This window comes from Duganella dendranthematis (assembly GCF_012849375.1).
Lineage (GTDB): Bacteria > Pseudomonadota > Gammaproteobacteria > Burkholderiales > Burkholderiaceae_D > Rugamonas > Rugamonas dendranthematis.
Map to the genome: position 1 here is coordinate 4,270,784 of NZ_CP051684.1, position 16,703 is coordinate 4,287,486.

Below are 16,703 nucleotides of genomic sequence, written 5' to 3' on the forward strand. Positions count from 1 at the left end.
TAGTTGCACGGGAATTATGTTACTTTTGCAATGCATGAAGGTGTGGATGCTGCGCAGCAGCACGTCGATTGCGTTTAACTAACAAAGAAGGAATGATGATGAAGGCGATGATTTTAGCCGCAGGGAAGGGCACCCGGGTACGCCCGCTGACCTATGATTTGCCGAAGCCAATGATACCGATCCTGGGCAAGCCGGTGATGGCCTACATCATTGAGCACCTGGCCAAGTACGGCATCAATGAAATCATGGTCAACGTCAGCTATCTGCACGAAAAGATCGAGGACTATTTCGGCGAGGGTGACCAATACGGGGTGCAGATCGGTTATTCCTTTGAAGGCTATACCCGCGACGATGGCGAGGTGGTGGCGCAGGCGCTGGGTTCGGCCGGCGGCATGAAAAAAATCCAGGAGTTCGGCGGCTTCTTCGATGACACCACGATCGTGCTGTGCGGCGACGCCGTCATCAATCTGGACATCAAGTCGGCGCTGTTCGAGCACCGCCGCAAGGGCGCGCTGGCCAGCGTGGTGTGCCGCGAGGTGCCGTGGGACAAAGTGTCCAGCTATGGCGTCGTCGTCAGCGAGCCGGACGGACGCATCAAGCAGTTCCAGGAAAAACCGAGCCGCGCAGAGGCGCTGTCGAATTTCGTCAGCACCGGCATCTATATCTTCGAGCCGGAAGTGCTGGACCTGATCCCGGCCGATACCGTGTTCGACATCGGTTCGCAACTGTTCCCGCTGCTGGCGGAAAAAGGCCTGCCGTTCTACGCCCAGAAGCGCAGCTTCAGCTGGATCGACATCGGCAGCGTTACCGATTACTGGGAAGTCTCGCAAAGCGTGATGATGGGCGAAGTGGCCCATATGGACATGCCGGGCCTGCAACACAGCGACGGCCTGTGGGTCGGCTTGAACACCCGCATCGACTGGGAAGGCACCACCATCGAAGGCCCGGTTTACATCGGCTCGGGCTGCAAGATCGAGGCCGGCTCGACGATTATCGGCCCGACCTGGATCGGCCATGGCAGCCACGTTTGCGCCGGTGCGCGCATCGTGCGCAGCGTACTGTTTGAATATACACGTGTGTTACACAATGTAAACTTTGAGGAAATGATTGTCTTCAAAGAGTACAGTGTCAACCGCGCAGGCGAGATGAAGCACATCTCTGAGTATGCGCGTGACGAATGGACCAACGCGCGCGATCGTCGTAACAAGCGCCGCACTGAAAGCGTCAGTGAGGCGAGCAAAAAAGAGGAAGTGGTATGAAAATTTATCCCGTGATCTTGTCCGGGGGCGCCGGCACCCGTCTGTGGCCGTTGTCGCGCGCGGCATTGCCCAAGCAGTTGCTGCCGCTGGTGTCGGACCAGACCATGTTGCAAGAAACGGTGGCGCGCGTGGCCGGCTGGCCTGACATGGCGCCGCCGCTGATCGTCTGCGGCAATGAGCACCGCTTCCTGGTGGCCGAGCAGATGCGTGAAAGCAAGGTCGCGCCGCTGGGCATCCTGCTGGAGTCGGTCGGCCGCAACACGGCGCCGGCCGTGGCCGCCGCCGCCCTGTATCTGCAGGCAATCGATCCCGAGGCCGTGATGCTGGTGCTGCCGGCCGATCACGTGATCACCGACGCCGCCGCCTTCCAGCGCGCGGTGCAGAGCGCGGTCGAGCTGGTGCGCGAGGGCGCGCTGGCCACCTTCGGCGTGGTGCCGACCGGCCCGGAAACCGGCTACGGCTATATCCGCCGTGGCGAGGCCAACGGCGCCGGCTACCGGGTCGACCGCTTTGTCGAAAAACCGGACCGCGCCACCGCCGAGGCGTTCCTGGCGGAGGGATCTTATTACTGGAACAGCGGCATGTTCCTGTTCCAGGCCGGCCGCTATCTGAGCGAACTGGCAAGCTTCCAGCCGGAAATGGCCGCCGCTGCCGAGCGTGCAGTCAGCCTGGCCTACCGCGACATGGACTTCTGCCGCCTCGACGAGGCTGCGTTCAGCGCCTGCCCGTCCGATTCGATCGACTATGCCGTGATGGAGCACACCCGCCACGCAGTGGTGATTCCGGCCGACATCGGCTGGAGCGACGTCGGCTCGTGGTCGGCGCTGTGGGAAGTCTCGCCGCGCGACGAGGCTGGCAACAGCCAGCGCGGCGATGTCTACCTGGATGGCGTCAGCAATAGCCTGGTGCGCGCCGACAGCCGCATCGTGGCGCTGATCGGCGTGCAGGATCTGGTGGTGGTAGAGACTGCCGACGCGGTGCTGGTGGCCCACAAGGACCAGGTGCAGCGCGTCAAGCAGATCGTCGACCACCTGAAGACCTCCGAGCGTACCGAGCACCTGTACCACACGCGCGTGTACCGTCCGTGGGGCTCGTACGAGGGCATCGATCACGGCGAGCGCTTCCAGGTCAAGCGCATCACGGTCAATCCGGGCGGCAAGCTGTCGTTGCAGATGCACCATCACCGCGCCGAGCACTGGGTGGTGGTCAGCGGCACCGCCCGCGTCACCTGCGGCGAGACGGTCACGCTGCTGTCGGAAAACCAGTCGACCTATATTCCGATCGGCATGAATCACCGCCTGGAAAATCCGGGTAAATTGCCGCTGCACCTGATCGAGGTGCAATCGGGGAGTTACCTCGGAGAAGACGATATCGTGCGGTTTGAGGACGTTTACCAGCGCGCGTGATGTTGTTTGAGCAAATGTTGCTAAACTGAATTCTTTTGTTGCAGAAAAACAAAGTCAAATATTTTTCTGATAATCAAAGAGGATTTTATGCTACTATTAATTCTAGTAGATTATTTCTCGTCTCAATGTTTGCTCACTCCCTACGGATTACACATGAAAAAATTCACCAAAGTATTGTTAGTTGCTTCCCTGCTGGCTGGCGCCGGCTTCTCCCAGTCGGTACTGGCTGCCACCAGCAAGCCGATTCCAGGTTCGACCGGTAGCCTGGCTACGCACACGGAAGCGCTGACTGTTAAGGCTGACGGCAATGGCGGTTTTAACGCCGATTTCGGTAATACCTGGGGTCAGTACATTAACGGCGTGAGCGGCGCGACCACGCAGAACAAGCTGTTCACCGATCTGTACACCTTCACCGTTGGTGGTCCTGCAGAAACTTCGGGCACTGTGTCGGCCGGCTTCACCTCCACCCAGGACGTGTACATCGGTGCATTCGACATCTACAACAGCGCTAACGTACTGGTTGTAAAAGGCGAGAATCAGGTTGTATCGAATGGCACCAACAAGAACGATTTCTGGGCGTTGCCAGATGGCGCGACCCTGAGCGCCGGCAACTACACCCTGAAAATCACCGGCCAAGTGCTGGGCAGCGCTGGCGGCTACTACGGTGGCGGCGTGAGCGTGACCTCGGCTGTGCCGGAAGCTGAAACCACCGCCATGCTGCTGGCTGGCCTGGGTCTGGTCGGTTTCGTCGGTCGTCGCAAAGCCAAGAAAGCTGCTTAAGCCATAGCCCCGTGCGGGCGCTTGGATAAAAAAGCCGTTCAGTGCAAACTGAACGGCTTTTTTCATGTTGCCGCAGTGCAAAGATGAGGTAAAAGCCGCTTATAATGGTTCGCATCAACCAATTTCCGACCTGCTTTGAGGCTGCGCCGTGCGATATTCTGTCATTGTCCTGTTTTGCCTGACCTGCCTGGCGCATGTCGCCGCCGGGGCGGCTCCCCTGACTGCCAACCAGCTTGCCGTGGTGGTCAATGACGAGGAGCCCAACAGTGTGGCCATCGGCGCGTGGTATCGCGAGGCGCGCCAGGTGCCGGAAAAGAACGTTGTCCATGTGCGCATTCCGCGCCATCCGCGCCGCCTGAGTGCGGAGGAGTTTGCGCCGCTGCGCAAGCAGATCCTCGGGCAGCTGGGGCCGGAGATCCGCGCGGTACTGATGGTGTGGACCGCGCCCTACGCCGTCGAGTGCCACTCGATCACGTCGGCGCTGACGCTGGGCTACGATGCCGACCAATGCGGCATGGGGTGCAACCCGGGCAAGCAGAGTCCCTTCTTCGATAACGACAATCCGCCGGCCAGTGGCGATCCGCGCATGCTGATTAGCATGCTCCTGCCGACCGAGTCGCTGGAGCAGGCCAAGGCGCTGATCGCCCGTGGCGTGGCCGCGCACTACTTCTCTTTTCCCGCCGCCACCGCGTACTACCTGAATACGTCGGACCGGGCGCGCAGCACGCGGGCGCTCTACTTTCCGCCCAATGGCCGCGTCACCACGCGTGAGCTGACCATCAAAAACATGAACGCCGACGTGCTGGAAGGGGCGCAGGACATCATGATTTACCAGACCGGCCTGCAGCGCGTCAGCAAGCTGGAAACCCTGAAGTTCCTGCCGGGCGCGCTGGCCGACCATCTGACCTCGGCCGGCGGCGATTTGCTCGGCAATTTCCAGATGAGCAGCTTGCGCTGGCTGGAGGCCGGCGCCACCGCCAGCTATGGCGCGGTGTCCGAGCCGTGCAACTACTGGCAGAAATTCCCGCAGTCGACCGTGCTGCTCAAGCACTACCTGCGGGGCGACACCGCCATCGAAGCCTACTGGAAGAGCGTGGCCTGGCCGGCACAAGGCGTCTTCATCGGCGAGCCGCTGGCGGCGCCTTACCGCCGCTGATGGCGGCTTTGTCTGTGCTTAGCGGGCGATACGCTTGAAGTCGCGCAGGCGGAAACCCATCGCCAGCAGCGCGGCAAAATACACCACTGCGCACACGCCGATCAACAGCAGCAGGGCGCCAGCGCGCAACACCGCGTGGTGCTGCAAGCCCAGCCAGTCAATCTGCTGCGCGCCCCACCATGCGGCGCCAGCCATCAGCGCGCAGGCGACCAGCAGTTTGGCGCAAAACACGGTCCAACCCGGCGCTGGATGATAGATGCCGCGCTTGCGCAGGCCAGCGTACAGGAAGGCAGCGTTGAGGCAGGCGCCCAGGCCGATCGACAGCGCCAGGCCGGCCACTTGCAGATAGGGCACAAACAGCCAGTTCATCAACTGGGTGGCGATCAGCACGCCGATAGCGATGCGCACCGGGGTGCGGATGTCCTGCTGGGCATAGAAGGCCGGCGCCAGCGTTTTGACCAGGATGATGCCCAGCAGGCCGGCGCAGTAGGCGATCAGCGGACGCGCCGACTGTGCGGCGGCTTCATCGGTGAATTTACCGTAGTGGAACAGGGTGGCGATCATCGGTTCCGCCAGCACTGCCATGCCCACCGCCGCCGGCAAGGCCAGCAGGAAGGTCAGGCGCAGGCCCCAGTCCAGCAGGCCGGAGTATTCGGTCTGGTCGCCATCGGCCTGCGCTTTTGACAGGCTGGGCAGCAAAATCGTGCCCAGCGCCACGCCCAGCAGGGCGGTCGGGAACTCCATCAGGCGATCGGCGTACGACAGCCAGGAAATGCTGCCCTCCACCAGGCGCGAGGCGATGCTGGTGTTGATCATCAGGCTGATTTGCGCGGCCGAAACGGCAAACACCGCCGGGCCCATTTTCTTCAGCACGCGGCGCACGCCCGGATCGCCGAGGCCAGCCACCGGATTCCAGGACAGCGTCGGCAGCATGCCGATTTTCATCAGCGCCGGGATCTGGATCGCCACCTGCAGCACGCCGCCGACAAACACGGCAATCGCCATGGCGTAGATGGGCCGCTCCAGATGCTGTTGCAGGAACAGCGAGGCCACGATTGAGGCCAGGTTCAGCAATACCGGCGTAAAAGCCGGGATCTTGAATTCGCGCCAGGTGTTGAGCACGCCGCCGGCCAGCGCCACAAACGCCATGAAACTGATGTAAGGGAACATCACGCGCGTCATCCAGACGGCGGCGTCGAACTCTTCCAGCCCGGTGGCGATCAGGTAGATAAACAGCGGCGCGGCGATGATGCCGAGGATGGTGACCAACAGCGTGGCCCAGACCAGGGTGTTGCCGACATGGTCGACCAGCTTCTTGCTGGCCTCCTGTCCCTGCTTGTTCTTGTATTCCGATAGAATGGGCACGAAGGCTTGCGAGAACGCGCCCTCGGCAAACAGGCGGCGCAGCAGGTTGGGAATCCGGAAGGCGACGATGTAGGCATCGGTCATGCCGCCGGCGCCAAAGGCGCGGGCAATCAGGGTTTCACGCAAGAGGCCGGTAATCCGGGACAGCATTGTCATGCTGGAAATGGCGGAGAGGGTGCGGAGTAAGTTCATGGGACGTGATTATAGTTGCTCCTGCTGGTAAACATCGCTATAATCACAGGCTGTACAAAATTCTGTTGCGCAGACATTAATGTTTGGCAAGCAGTAGTTTGACTCACACGGTTCGCTCTGATGGCAACCTTGGACGCACCTGTTTGCCAAACATTAACGTTTGCAAACGCATCATTTACCTGTTTAGGAAATTTCATGGCAAATACCGCACAAGCGCGCAAACGCGCTCGTCAAGCAGTTAAGCAAAACGCTCACAACTCGTCGCAACGTTCGACCCTGCGCACCGCGATCAAAGCAGTGCGTAAAGCGATCCAAGCTGGCGACAAAGCAGCTGCGACGACCATCTTCCAATCGTCGGTTTCGACCATCGACAGCATCGCTGACAAGAAGATCATTCACAAAAACAAGGCAGCTCGCCATAAGAGCCGTCTGGCAGCTGCCCTGAAAGCACTGTCCGCTTAATTCCCCTTCGCAGGGAACGCAAGCAAAAACCCGCACTGACCTGGTCAGTGCGGGTTTTGTCGTTGGTGCCGGAGTTGAGTAGGGCTTACACGGCCAGTCGAGTGCCCAGTCGCGCCATTACTTGCCGGCCGAGCTGGATGCCTGGTTTCTCGACCAGGTTGTACAGCACCCAGCCCAGCGCATAGCTGGCAGGGATGACGATGACGGCCACGATGCCGAGACGGGCGGCAAAATGCAGCTCGACGAAGCCGGCATGGCTCGCGCACAAGCCAGCCAGCGGGATCGCAAGCAGCAAGTGCGTCAAGTAGACGCTGTAGGAAGTCTCGCCCATGAACATGGCCAGTCTGCAGGAGAATGCCCGCCGCAGGCGTAATGTCACGGCGGCTACCGCCGTGCTGCCCGGTAGCGTGCCATTGTTCATCAAATAAAACATGCCTACCACCAGCAGCACGCGGGTGACGGCAACCTGCGAGCGTTCCAGCAGCAGCCAAAACATCGCCAGCCCGATGCTAACCATTAATCCCGGCAGCATGCTGCGCTCGGCGCGCGCATGGGCAATCCAGATGCCGATCAGGAAGACATACAGCTTGATCGACAAGAACGCCGGCATAGGGAAGGCGTTGATGAAATCGCGGAAAAACATGCGGATGAAGAGGCACAAGCCCACCAGCAGTCCGGTGGCTATCACGGGAGATAGTCGCGAGAACGCTATCATGATCAGCGGGAAAAACAGATAAAACTGCATCTCCAGGCCGATCGACCAGTCTGGCAGTGCAGTGCGGAACGCATAGTGCGGCACAAAGCTGAACAGGAAGCTGAAATGCATCAGGGCGTTGTCGATGCCTTGGTCGCTGTAGCGTGTCGGGGCAGTGCCAGTGTTCGGCCAGACTTGCGCTATCGCATGGCGGAAATGGCCCATCTCAGGGCCGACCATCAGTGCCACCAGTAGCACCGGGTAATAGAGTGGTGCAATGCGGAAGAAGCGTCGCAGCCAGAATTGATACACAGTGCGCGATGACTGCCAAGGCTCCTTGCTCTTGCGCGCGATGTAGTTATGTGCCATCAGGAAGCCCGACAGCAACATGAACAAATCGACCGCGAGGTCGCCCCAGGATAGTAACGGAATGTACTGGCCGCCGGTAAGAATCAGCAGGTGGGACAGCAGCACCCACAGCGCCGCCATGCCGCGCAGGCCGTCTAGCCATGGCAGGTGATTCGGCTCACCCGCTAACGCTGAATTGTTCTCCATTGCGCGCTCCGTTTGGTGAAAACAGCAAAATAGTTACTACTACTTAAATATTAACACCATTGCATTGTTTATTTTGCACCGCGGCGCGCCTTCAGCAAAAAATCAGGATTTCAGTGCTTGTGGCGCCACTTCTATCCACTCGCCCGGCATCAAGGGGTGCGTGGCCAGCGAAATCCCGCCGATCGCGGTGCGCACCAACCGCAGCGTCGGCAATCCCACCGCCGCCGTCATGCGCCGCACTTGGCGGTTCTTGCCTTCCTGGAGCGTAATCGCGAGCCAGCTGGTCGGCTGATCGGCGCGTTGGCGGATGGGCGGATTGCGCGGCCACAGCCATTCAGGTTCGGCAATGCGCACCGCCTTGCACGGCTGCGTCACAAAATCGCCCAGATTGAGCGGCGCCTGCAGCTTCGCCAGCGCCGCCGCATCGGCCACGCCCTCCACCTGCACCAGATAAGTCTTGCCCTCCTTGTGATCCGGATGCGCAATCGCGTGCTGCAGCTTGCCGTCGTCGGTCAGCAGCATCAGACCTTCGCTGTCGTAGTCGAGCCGGCCGGCAGGGTAGATGTTGGGAATGGTCAAATGGTCGGCCAGCGTGGCCTTGCCGTCCTGCGCCGAAAACTGGCACAGCACTTGAAAAGGTTTGTTAAAGAGAATCAGAGGCATTATCGAAAACTGAAATTGGTGTAGGCTTGAAAACCATGGCGCCTCACTACGTACTGGGGCATAATGTAAAACAGGCGTCTTATATCTTATAGAAGACTAGTATTTCCCCTCGGAGAACCACGCATGTCCCAACATATCCAAGTACCGGCGGACGGCCAGAAAATTACCGTCAACGCGGATTTTTCCCTGAATGTACCAGATAACCCGATCATTCCCTATATCGTTGGCGATGGCACCGGCCGTGACGTCACGCCGGTGATGCTGAAAGTGGTCGATGCGGCAGTGGCCAAGTCCTACGGTGGGCGTCGTCAGATCAAGTGGATGGAGATTTTCGCCGGTGAAAAATCGACCCAGGTCTATGGTCCGGACGTGTCCCTGCCCGAGGAAACCCTGGCGGCGGTCAAGGATTATGTGGTCTCGATCAAGGGCCCGCTGACCACGCCGGTGGGCGGCGGCTTCCGCTCGCTGAATGTGACGCTGCGTCAGAAGCTGGACCTGTACGTGTGCCTGCGTCCGGTGCGCTATTTTACCGGTGTGCCGTCGCCGCTGAAAGAGCCGGAAAAAACCAATATGGTGATCTTCCGCGAAAACTCGGAAGACATCTACGCCGGCATCGAATTCGCGCAGGGTTCGGACGGCGCCAAGCGTCTGATCGATTTCCTGGTCAAGGAACTGGGCGTCAACAAGATCCGCTTCCCTGAGACTTCCGGCCTGGGCATCAAGCCGGTATCGGTGGAGGGCACCGAGCGCCTGATGCGCAAGGCGATCCAATATGCCATCGACCATGACAAGCCATCGGTGACGATTGTCCACAAGGGCAACATCATGAAGTACACCGAAGGCGGCTTCCGTGACTGGGCCTACGCGCTGGCGCAGAAAGAATTCGACGCCGAGTTGATCGACGGCGGCCCATGGTGCAAGGTCAAGAATCCGAAGACCGGCCGCGACATCCTGATCAAGGATTCGATCGCCGACGCCTTCCTGCAGCAGATCCTGCTGCGTCCGGCCGAGTACAGCGTGATCGCCACCTTGAACCTGAACGGCGACTACATGTCGGACGCGCTGGCGGCGCAAGTCGGCGGCATCGGCATCGCGCCGGGCGCGAATATGTCGGACTCGGTGGCGATGTTTGAAGCGACCCACGGCACCTCGCCGAAATACGCCGGCAAGGATTACGTGAATCCTGGCTCGCTGATCCTGTCGGCGGAAATGATGCTGCGCCACATGGGCTGGACCGAAGCGGCCGACCTGATCATCAAGGCCATGGGCAAGGCCATCACCTCCAAGCACGTCACCTACGACTTTGCGCGCCTGATGGAAAACGCGGTGCAGGTCTCGTGTTCCGGCTTTGGCGACGTGGTGATTGAGCAGATGGAATAAAAAAAGCGGCCTCGGCCGCTTTTTCTTTTTGCGCGCTTAGCGCATGCAGAGTTGCAATGCCGTCTTCCAGTCCGGCAGATGACAGAAGCGCGTCATCAGGCGCTCGGACGACATCACCGAGAACTGCGGTCGCTTGGCCGGAGTAGGGTAGTCGGCGGTGGTAATCGGCAGCACATTGCACGACAAGCCAGCCTCCTCGATGATGGCCTGGGTAAACTCGTGCCACGTGGTCTGGCCCTGCGCGCTCAGGTGATAGATACCGCTGTTCTGGTCCCACCACGCATTGCCGCCGGCGTGCGCCTGCGACAGCACCTGCGCCGTGGTATCGGCGATGGTGCGGCTCCAGGTCGGCGCGCCGTGCTGATCGGCCACCACGCGCAGTTCGTCGCGCTCCTTGGCCAGGCGCAGCATGGTCAGCAGGAAGTTCTTGCCGCGCATGCCGTACACCCAGCTGGTGCGGAAGATCAGGTGCGGAATGCCGGCTGCGGCAATCGCCTGCTCGCCGGCCAGCTTGCTGGCGCCGTACACGCTCAGCGGACCGACCGCATCGTCTTCCACCCGCGCGGACGGCTGCGAGCCGTCGAACACGTAGTCGGTCGAATAGTGCACCAGCGCCGCGCCGAGCTTTTTCGCTTCTTCCGCCATCACGCCTGGCGCTTCGGCGTTGATGCGATAAGCCAGTTCCGACTCGCTCTCGGCCTTGTCCACCGCCGTGTAGGCGGCCGGATTGACGATCAGTTGCGGCTTGACGCTGCGGATCACCTCGCGCACCTGGTCCAGATTGGACAGGTCCATAACGTTGCGGTCCACGGCTACCACTTCACCCACGCCTTGCAGGCTGCGCGCCAGTTCGTAACCGACCTGGCCGGTGCTGCCGGTTAGCAGCACTTTCATGCGAACACCTCGGCGTTGGCCAGCAGCGAGGCCGCCTGGTCCTTGCCGGACAGCAGCGGCGCCGCTTCCAGCGCCGGCCAGTCGATGCCGATCGCCGGGTCGTTCCACAGGATGGCGCGCTCATGCTCAGGCGCCCAGTAGTCGGTGGTCTTGTACAGGAACTCGGCGGAATCGGACGTCACCACAAAGCCGTGCGCGAAGCCGGGCGGTATCCACACCTGGCGCTTGTTCTCGGCCGACAGTTCAATGCCGAACCACTGGCCGAAGGTCGGCGAGCTCTTGCGGATATCGACGGCGACATCAAACACCGAGCCGGCGGTGGCGCGCACCAGCTTGCCCTGGGCTTGCTGGATCTGATAGTGCAGGCCGCGCAGCACGCCTTTGGACGAGCGCGAGTGGTTGTCCTGCACGAATTCACCGGTAAAGCCGGTCAGCTCACCAAAACGCTTGGCGTTGAAACTCTCAAAGAAAAAACCACGGTCATCGCCAAAAACCTTCGGCTCCAGCACCAGCAGGCCTTCCAGTGGCGTCTTAATCACATTCATCGTTGTACCACCTTATCTTCCAAAATTTGCAGCAGATACTGACCATAATTATTCTTCTTCAGCGGCTCGGCCAGCTTGCGCAACTGGTCGGCGTTGATATAGCCCTTTCGGTAAGCGATCTCTTCCGGGCAGGCCACTTTCAGGCCCTGGCGTTTTTCAATCGTGGCGATGAACTGGCCGGCCTCCAGCAGCGAGTCGTGGGTGCCGGTGTCCAGCCAGGCCATGCCGCGGCCCATCACTTCCACATTCAACTGCCCCTTGTCGAGATACACCTTGTTGACGTCGGTAATTTCCAGTTCGCCGCGCGCCGATGGCTTAATGCTGGCGGCGATGTCGCACACCTGGCTGTCGTAGAAGTACAGGCCGGTCACCGCGTAGTTCGATTTCGGCTGTTTCGGCTTCTCTTCGATCGATACGGCAGTGCTGTTGTCATCGAACTCGACCACGCCGTAGCGTTCCGGGTCTTGCACATGGTAGGCGAATACCGTGGCGCCGTCGGTCTGCTCGGTGGCGTGGCGCAGCAGTGCATCGAGGTCGTTACCGTAGTAGATATTATCGCCCAGGATCAGCGCCGATGGTGCATCGCCGACGAACTCTTTACCGATGATGAAGGCCTGCGCCAGGCCGTCCGGCGATGGCTGCACGGCGTAGCTGATGCTGATGCCCCATTGGCTGCCGTCGCCCAGCAGATCCTTGAAGCGCGGCGTGTCCTGCGGCGTGGAAATGATCAGCACTTCACGGATGCCTGCCAGCATCAGCGTGGTCAGCGGATGATAAATCATCGGCTTGTCGTAGATCGGCAGCAGCTGCTTGGAAACGCTCATCGTCACCGGATACAGCCGGGTGCCGGAACCGCCTGCCAGGATGATGCCCTTGCGATTAGAAACTGGTGTGTTCATTGCTGGCCCTCGCGGTTAAAGTAATTGGTTTCCACCCACTTGGCGTAGCTGCCGGACTGCACGTCGGCCACCCAGGCTTGATTATCCAGATACCACTGCACCGTCTTGGCGATGCCGCTCTGGAAGGTCTCGGCCGGTTTCCAGCCCAGTTCGCGCTCCAGCTTGCGCGCGTCGATCGCGTAGCGGCGGTCATGGCCCGGACGGTCTTTGACGAAGGTGATTTGGTCGCGGTAGCTGCCTTCGGCTTTCGGCTTCAGCTTGTCCAGCATGTCGCACAAAGTATGGACGACATCCAGATTGGCCATTTCGTTCCAGCCGCCGACGTTATACGTCTCTCCCAGGCGGCCGGCTTCCAGCACGCGGCGGATCGCTGCGGCGTGGTCGGTGACGTACAGCCAGTCACGCACCTGCTGGCCGTCGCCATAGATCGGCAGCGGCTTGCCGGCTTGCGCGTTGGCGATAATCAGCGGAATCAGTTTTTCCGGGAAATGGTACGGACCGTAGTTGTTGGAGCAATTGGTGGTTAGCACCGGCAGACCGTAGGTGTGGAAGTACGAACGCACCAGGTGGTCCGAGGCTGCCTTGGATGCCGAATACGGGCTGTTCGGCGCAAACGCGGTGGTTTCGCTGAACGGCGCATCGTCCGGGCCAAGCGTGCCATACACCTCGTCAGTGGACACGTGCAGGAAGCGGAATGCCGCTTTTTCGTCCTCCGGCAGCGCCGACCAGTAGGCGCGCGCAGCTTCCAGCAGGCTGAAAGTGCCGTTGATGTTGGTGTTGATGAATTCACCCGGTCCGACGATGGAGCGGTCGACATGGCTTTCGGCCGCGAAGTGCACCACGGCGCGCGGCTTGTGTTGTTGAAACAACGCCAGCACCTGCGCCTGGTCGCAAATATCGCCGCGCACAAAGGTGTGGCGCGCGTCCTGTTTCAGCGACGCCAGATTGTTCAGATTGCCGGCATAAGTCAACTTGTCGAAGTTGAGAACCGGCTCGTCGGATTGGGCTAGCCAGTCGAGCACAAAATTGGAACCAATGAACCCCGCGCCACCTGTCACAAAAATCATTTGTTATACCCGCATGAAAGTTGAATTAGTTATAAGCATGATTTTACGACAAACGCATCTTGCACCGCACAAAATATTAGACTGAACAGAAAATTGAGGTGGGCGGATGTGTGGCCCAAAAAATACAGATGGCGCTTTGCACGGCACAATGAACAACGGCCCGGACGAAATAAATCGACCGGGCCGTAGGGCTGTTCTCCGGAGTGCGGAGTGCAGGAGGCTGAAATTAGCCAGCCTGGATATTGGAAGCTTGCTTGCCTTTAGGGCCTTGCGTGACTTCGAACTGAACTTTTTGACCTTCTTTCAAGGTCTTAAAACCGTTCATGTTGATTGCGGAGAAGTGAGCGAACAAATCTTCACCGCCGTCATCTGGAGTGATGAAGCCAAAGCCTTTGGAATCATTGAACCACTTAACAGTACCAGTTGCCATAAAAAGAACTTTCTAAATTAAAACTAGATCACACGAGCCATAAAAGCAAGAAGCTTCCTGCCCCTCTCCTCACGCCCACTTCTTATCAACGTGTACATTTCTGCACGAAGCCGATAACGCATTGTTAGCGGACCAATTTTGAATGTCAAGCAGATTTGTATGCATTTTGCTACTTTTCCCACGATTGGTGAAAACACAACTCTTGATTTTGCGGAATAGGGCGCCATCTGCGTCAAGTTCAGAAAGCGCGTAAGATGGAAAACAATTGGATATGTGCAGCGAAATGCACATTGCATCAACCCCGAAAGCATTAGAATATAAGCGTATGGCAACCAAGCATGACACCGAAACCCTCTTGGAGCGGCAAGCGCTGAAGCCGCCACCGTTGTACCAGGTGGCGCTGCTCAATGACGACTACACACCGATGGAGTTCGTGGTGGCCGTGATTCAGGAGTATTTCAATAAAGACCGTGAAACAGCCACGCAAATAATGCTCAGTGTTCACCGCTACGGCAAAGGAGTGTGCGGCGTGTTCTCAAAAGATATAGCCTGTACCAAAGTGGAGTTTGTTTTAACGCATGCGCGCAAGGCAGGCCACCCCTGCAATGCGTGATGGAGGAAGTATGATTGCGCAGGAATTGGAAGTAAGTTTGCATATGGCGTTTGTCGAAGCCCGACAGGCGCGCCACGAATTCATCACGGTGGAGCACTTGCTGCTGGCCTTGCTAGACAACCCTTCGGCTGCCGAAGTGTTGCGCGCATGCGCCGTCAACATTGAAGATCTGCGCAAAACGCTGACCAATTTTATTGGTGACAACACCCCGACCGTGCCCGGCACGGGCGAGGTCGATACCCAGCCGACGCTCGGTTTCCAGCGCGTAATCCAGCGCGCCATCATGCACGTGCAGTCGGCGTCGAATGGCAAGAAGGAAGTGACCGGCGCCAACGTGCTGGTGGCCATCTTCGGTGAAAAAGACTCGCACGCGGTGTACTACCTGCACCAGCAGGGCGTGACCCGCCTCGACGTGGTCAATTTCATCTCGCACGGCGTGCGCAAGGATCAGCAGTCCGACACCGCCAAGGCGTCGGAAGGCGTGGAAGAGGGCGCTCCAGCCGGCGAAGGCCAGAGCAAGGAAAGCCCGCTCGACCAGTTTACCCAGAACCTCAACAAATCGGCTGCCGACGGCAAGATCGATCCGCTGATCGGCCGCGAAGACGAAGTCGATCGCGTGATCCAGATCCTGTGCCGCCGCCGCAAGAACAATCCGCTGCTGGTGGGCGAAGCCGGTGTCGGCAAGACCGCCATCGCCGAAGGCCTGGCCTACCGCATCACCCAGGGCGACGTGCCGGAGATCCTGACGAATGCCGTCGTGTATTCGCTGGACATGGGCGCGCTGCTGGCCGGCACCAAGTATCGCGGTGACTTTGAACAACGCCTGAAGTCGGTCCTCAAGCAATTGAAGGACAACCCGAACGGCATCCTGTTCATTGACGAGATCCACACCATCATCGGCGCCGGCTCGGCGTCGGGCGGCACGCTGGACGCGTCCAATCTGCTGAAACCGGCCTTGGCCAACGGCCAGCTGAAGTGCATCGGCGCGACCACCTACACGGAATTCCGTGGTGTGTTCGAGAAAGATCACGCGCTGAGCCGCCGCTTCCAGAAGGTCGACGTCAATGAACCGACCGTCGAGCAGACCGTGCAGATCCTGCGCGGCCTGAAGTCGCGCTTCGAAGAGCACCACGGCGTGAAATACTCGTCGTCGGCGCTGTCGACCGCGGCGGAACTGGCGGCCCGTTTCATCAACGACCGTCATCTGCCGGACAAGGCCATCGACGTCATCGACGAAGCCGGTGCGGCGCAACGCATTCTGCCGAAATCGAAGCAGAAGAAAACCATCGGCAAGACCGAGATCGAGGACATCATCTCCAAGATCGCCCGCATCCCGCCGCAGACCGTCAATCAGGACGACCGCAGCAAGCTGCAAACCATCGACCGCGATCTGCGCAACGTGGTGTTCGGCCAGGACCCGGCGATCGAAGCACTGGCGTCGGCGATCAAGATGGCGCGCGCCGGCCTGGGCAAGACCGACAAGCCGATCGGCTCCTTCCTGTTCTCCGGTCCAACCGGCGTCGGCAAGACCGAGGTGGCGAAACAGCTGGCCTTCATCCTCGGCGTCGAGCTGGTGCGCTTCGACATGTCGGAGTACATGGAGCGTCACGCCGTGTCGCGCCTGATCGGTGCGCCACCGGGCTACGTTGGTTTCGACCAGGGCGGCCTGCTGACCGAAGCCATCACCAAGAAGCCGCACACGGTGTTGCTGCTGGATGAGATTGAAAAAGCCCATCCGGACATCTTCAACATCCTGCTGCAGGTGATGGACCATGGCACGCTGACCGACAACAACGGACGCAAGGCCGACTTCCGCAATGTGATCATCATCATGACCACCAACGCGGGCGCCGAGAGCTTGCAGAAGTCGTCGATCGGCTTCACCAACACCAAGCAGGCCGGCGACGAAATGGGCGACATCAAGCGCATGTTCACGCCGGAGTTCCGCAACCGTCTGGATGCGATCATCAGCTTCCGCGCACTGGACGAGGAAATCATCCTGCGCGTGGTCGACAAGTTCCTGATGCAGCTGGAAGAGCAGCTGCACGAGAAGAAAGTCGAAGCGATCTTCACCGAGAAGCTGCGCAGCTTCCTGGCGAAGAAAGGGTTCGACCCGCTGATGGGTGCGCGTCCGATGTCGCGCCTGATCCAGGACATGATCCGCAAAGCGCTGGCCGACGAACTGCTGTTTGGTCGCCTGGTCACCGGCGGCAAGGTCACCGTGGATCTGGACGAGAAGGACAACGTCAAGCTGGAGTTCCCGGAACCGCCGGATGCAGCGCCGGCGCCGCCACCGGAAACCGTCGAAGTCGAGTAAGCAAAAGCCCGCTTCCCAGCGGGCTT

The 16,703-nt window shown here is 59.7% G+C and carries 15 protein-coding genes and 1 pseudogene; 8 read left to right on the plus strand and 8 right to left on the minus strand.

The features are described from left to right. The first annotated feature begins 98 nt into the window (after nt 1-98). From HH213_RS19530 to HH213_RS19545, 4 genes are all read left to right on the plus strand, one after another. Nucleotides 99-1,259 carry a nucleotidyltransferase family protein gene (locus tag HH213_RS19530; RefSeq protein WP_169113343.1) on the plus strand — a complete coding sequence of 387 codons (1,161 nt, stop codon included), beginning with the start codon at nt 99-101 and terminating at the stop codon, nt 1,257-1,259. After that, complete coding sequence (locus HH213_RS19535; protein WP_169113344.1) at nt 1,256-2,665, plus strand: mannose-1-phosphate guanylyltransferase/mannose-6-phosphate isomerase; 1,410 nt, start codon at nt 1,256-1,258, stop codon at nt 2,663-2,665. Before HH213_RS19530 ends, HH213_RS19535 begins: the two co-directional genes overlap by 4 nt. Before the next feature lie 153 nt (nt 2,666-2,818). Beyond that, nucleotides 2,819-3,445 carry an FxDxF family PEP-CTERM protein gene (locus HH213_RS19540; RefSeq protein ID WP_169113345.1) on the plus strand — a complete coding sequence of 209 codons (627 nt, stop codon included), beginning with the start codon at nt 2,819-2,821 and terminating at the stop codon, nt 3,443-3,445. Between the two features lie 148 nt (nt 3,446-3,593). After that, a complete protein-coding gene (locus tag HH213_RS19545) occupies nt 3,594-4,601 on the plus strand; it encodes a TIGR03790 family protein (RefSeq protein ID WP_169113346.1) in 1,008 nt (335 codons plus the stop codon). A gap of 18 nt (nt 4,602-4,619) precedes the next feature. On the opposite strand, the gene murJ is transcribed toward HH213_RS19545, so the two are convergent. Further along, complete coding sequence (gene murJ / locus HH213_RS19550; protein ID WP_169113347.1) at nt 4,620-6,158, minus strand: murein biosynthesis integral membrane protein MurJ; 1,539 nt, start codon at nt 6,156-6,158, stop codon at nt 4,620-4,622. 195 nt (nt 6,159-6,353) lie between these two features. Here murJ and rpsT point away from each other — a divergent pair, with 195 nt between their 5' ends. Then, nucleotides 6,354-6,620: a 30S ribosomal protein S20 gene (gene rpsT, locus HH213_RS19555; RefSeq protein WP_110846758.1), complete on the plus strand. Its 267-nt coding sequence runs from the start codon at nt 6,354-6,356 to the stop codon at nt 6,618-6,620. 85 nt (nt 6,621-6,705) lie between these two features. Here the strand turns inward: rpsT and HH213_RS19560 are convergent, their stop codons facing one another. Together HH213_RS19560 and HH213_RS19565 are read right to left on the minus strand one after the other, a co-directional pair. Next, nucleotides 6,706-7,869: an acyltransferase family protein gene (locus HH213_RS19560; RefSeq protein ID WP_169113348.1), complete on the minus strand. Its 1,164-nt coding sequence runs from the start codon at nt 7,867-7,869 to the stop codon at nt 6,706-6,708. A gap of 102 nt (nt 7,870-7,971) precedes the next feature. After that, nucleotides 7,972-8,532, minus strand: coding sequence for a pseudouridine synthase (locus tag HH213_RS19565; RefSeq protein ID WP_169113349.1), 561 nt, complete (start codon nt 8,530-8,532; stop codon nt 7,972-7,974). A gap of 123 nt (nt 8,533-8,655) precedes the next feature. Between HH213_RS19565 and icd the strand changes: the two genes are divergently transcribed. Beyond that, entirely contained in the window at nt 8,656-9,912 is a 1,257-nt protein-coding gene (gene icd / locus HH213_RS19570; RefSeq protein ID WP_169113350.1) for an NADP-dependent isocitrate dehydrogenase, read from the plus strand. 36 nt (nt 9,913-9,948) lie between these two features. Here the strand turns inward: icd and rfbD are convergent, their stop codons facing one another. The 5 genes from rfbD to cspE all read right to left on the minus strand — a co-directional run bounded on the left by rfbD (nt 9,949) and on the right by cspE (nt 13,747). Beyond that, complete coding sequence (gene rfbD / locus HH213_RS19575; RefSeq protein WP_169113351.1) at nt 9,949-10,806, minus strand: dTDP-4-dehydrorhamnose reductase; 858 nt, start codon at nt 10,804-10,806, stop codon at nt 9,949-9,951. After that, a complete protein-coding gene (gene rfbC / locus HH213_RS19580) occupies nt 10,803-11,351 on the minus strand; it encodes a dTDP-4-dehydrorhamnose 3,5-epimerase (RefSeq protein WP_110846754.1) in 549 nt (182 codons plus the stop codon). Before rfbC ends, rfbD begins: the two co-directional genes overlap by 4 nt. After that, a complete protein-coding gene (gene rfbA, locus HH213_RS19585; protein WP_169113352.1) occupies nt 11,348-12,250 on the minus strand; it encodes a glucose-1-phosphate thymidylyltransferase RfbA in 903 nt (300 codons plus the stop codon). Before rfbA ends, rfbC begins: the two co-directional genes overlap by 4 nt. Beyond that, a complete protein-coding gene (gene rfbB / locus HH213_RS19590; protein WP_169113353.1) occupies nt 12,247-13,317 on the minus strand; it encodes a dTDP-glucose 4,6-dehydratase in 1,071 nt (356 codons plus the stop codon). The genes rfbA and rfbB overlap by 4 nt, the downstream gene beginning before the upstream one ends. 226 nt (nt 13,318-13,543) lie before the next feature. Continuing rightward, entirely contained in the window at nt 13,544-13,747 is a 204-nt protein-coding gene (gene cspE, locus HH213_RS19595; RefSeq protein ID WP_038495037.1) for a transcription antiterminator/RNA stability regulator CspE, read from the minus strand. A 325-nt stretch (nt 13,748-14,072) separates the two neighbouring features. Between cspE and clpS the strand changes: the two are divergent. Further along, a pseudogene (gene clpS / locus HH213_RS19600) lies at nt 14,073-14,374 on the plus strand (ATP-dependent Clp protease adapter ClpS). After that, nucleotides 14,371-16,677, plus strand: a complete 2,307-nt coding sequence (clpA, locus tag HH213_RS19605) for an ATP-dependent Clp protease ATP-binding subunit ClpA (protein ID WP_110846751.1) — start codon at nt 14,371-14,373, stop codon at nt 16,675-16,677. Before clpS ends, clpA begins: the two are co-directional and overlap by 4 nt. Nucleotides 16,678-16,703: the final 26 nt, after the last annotated feature.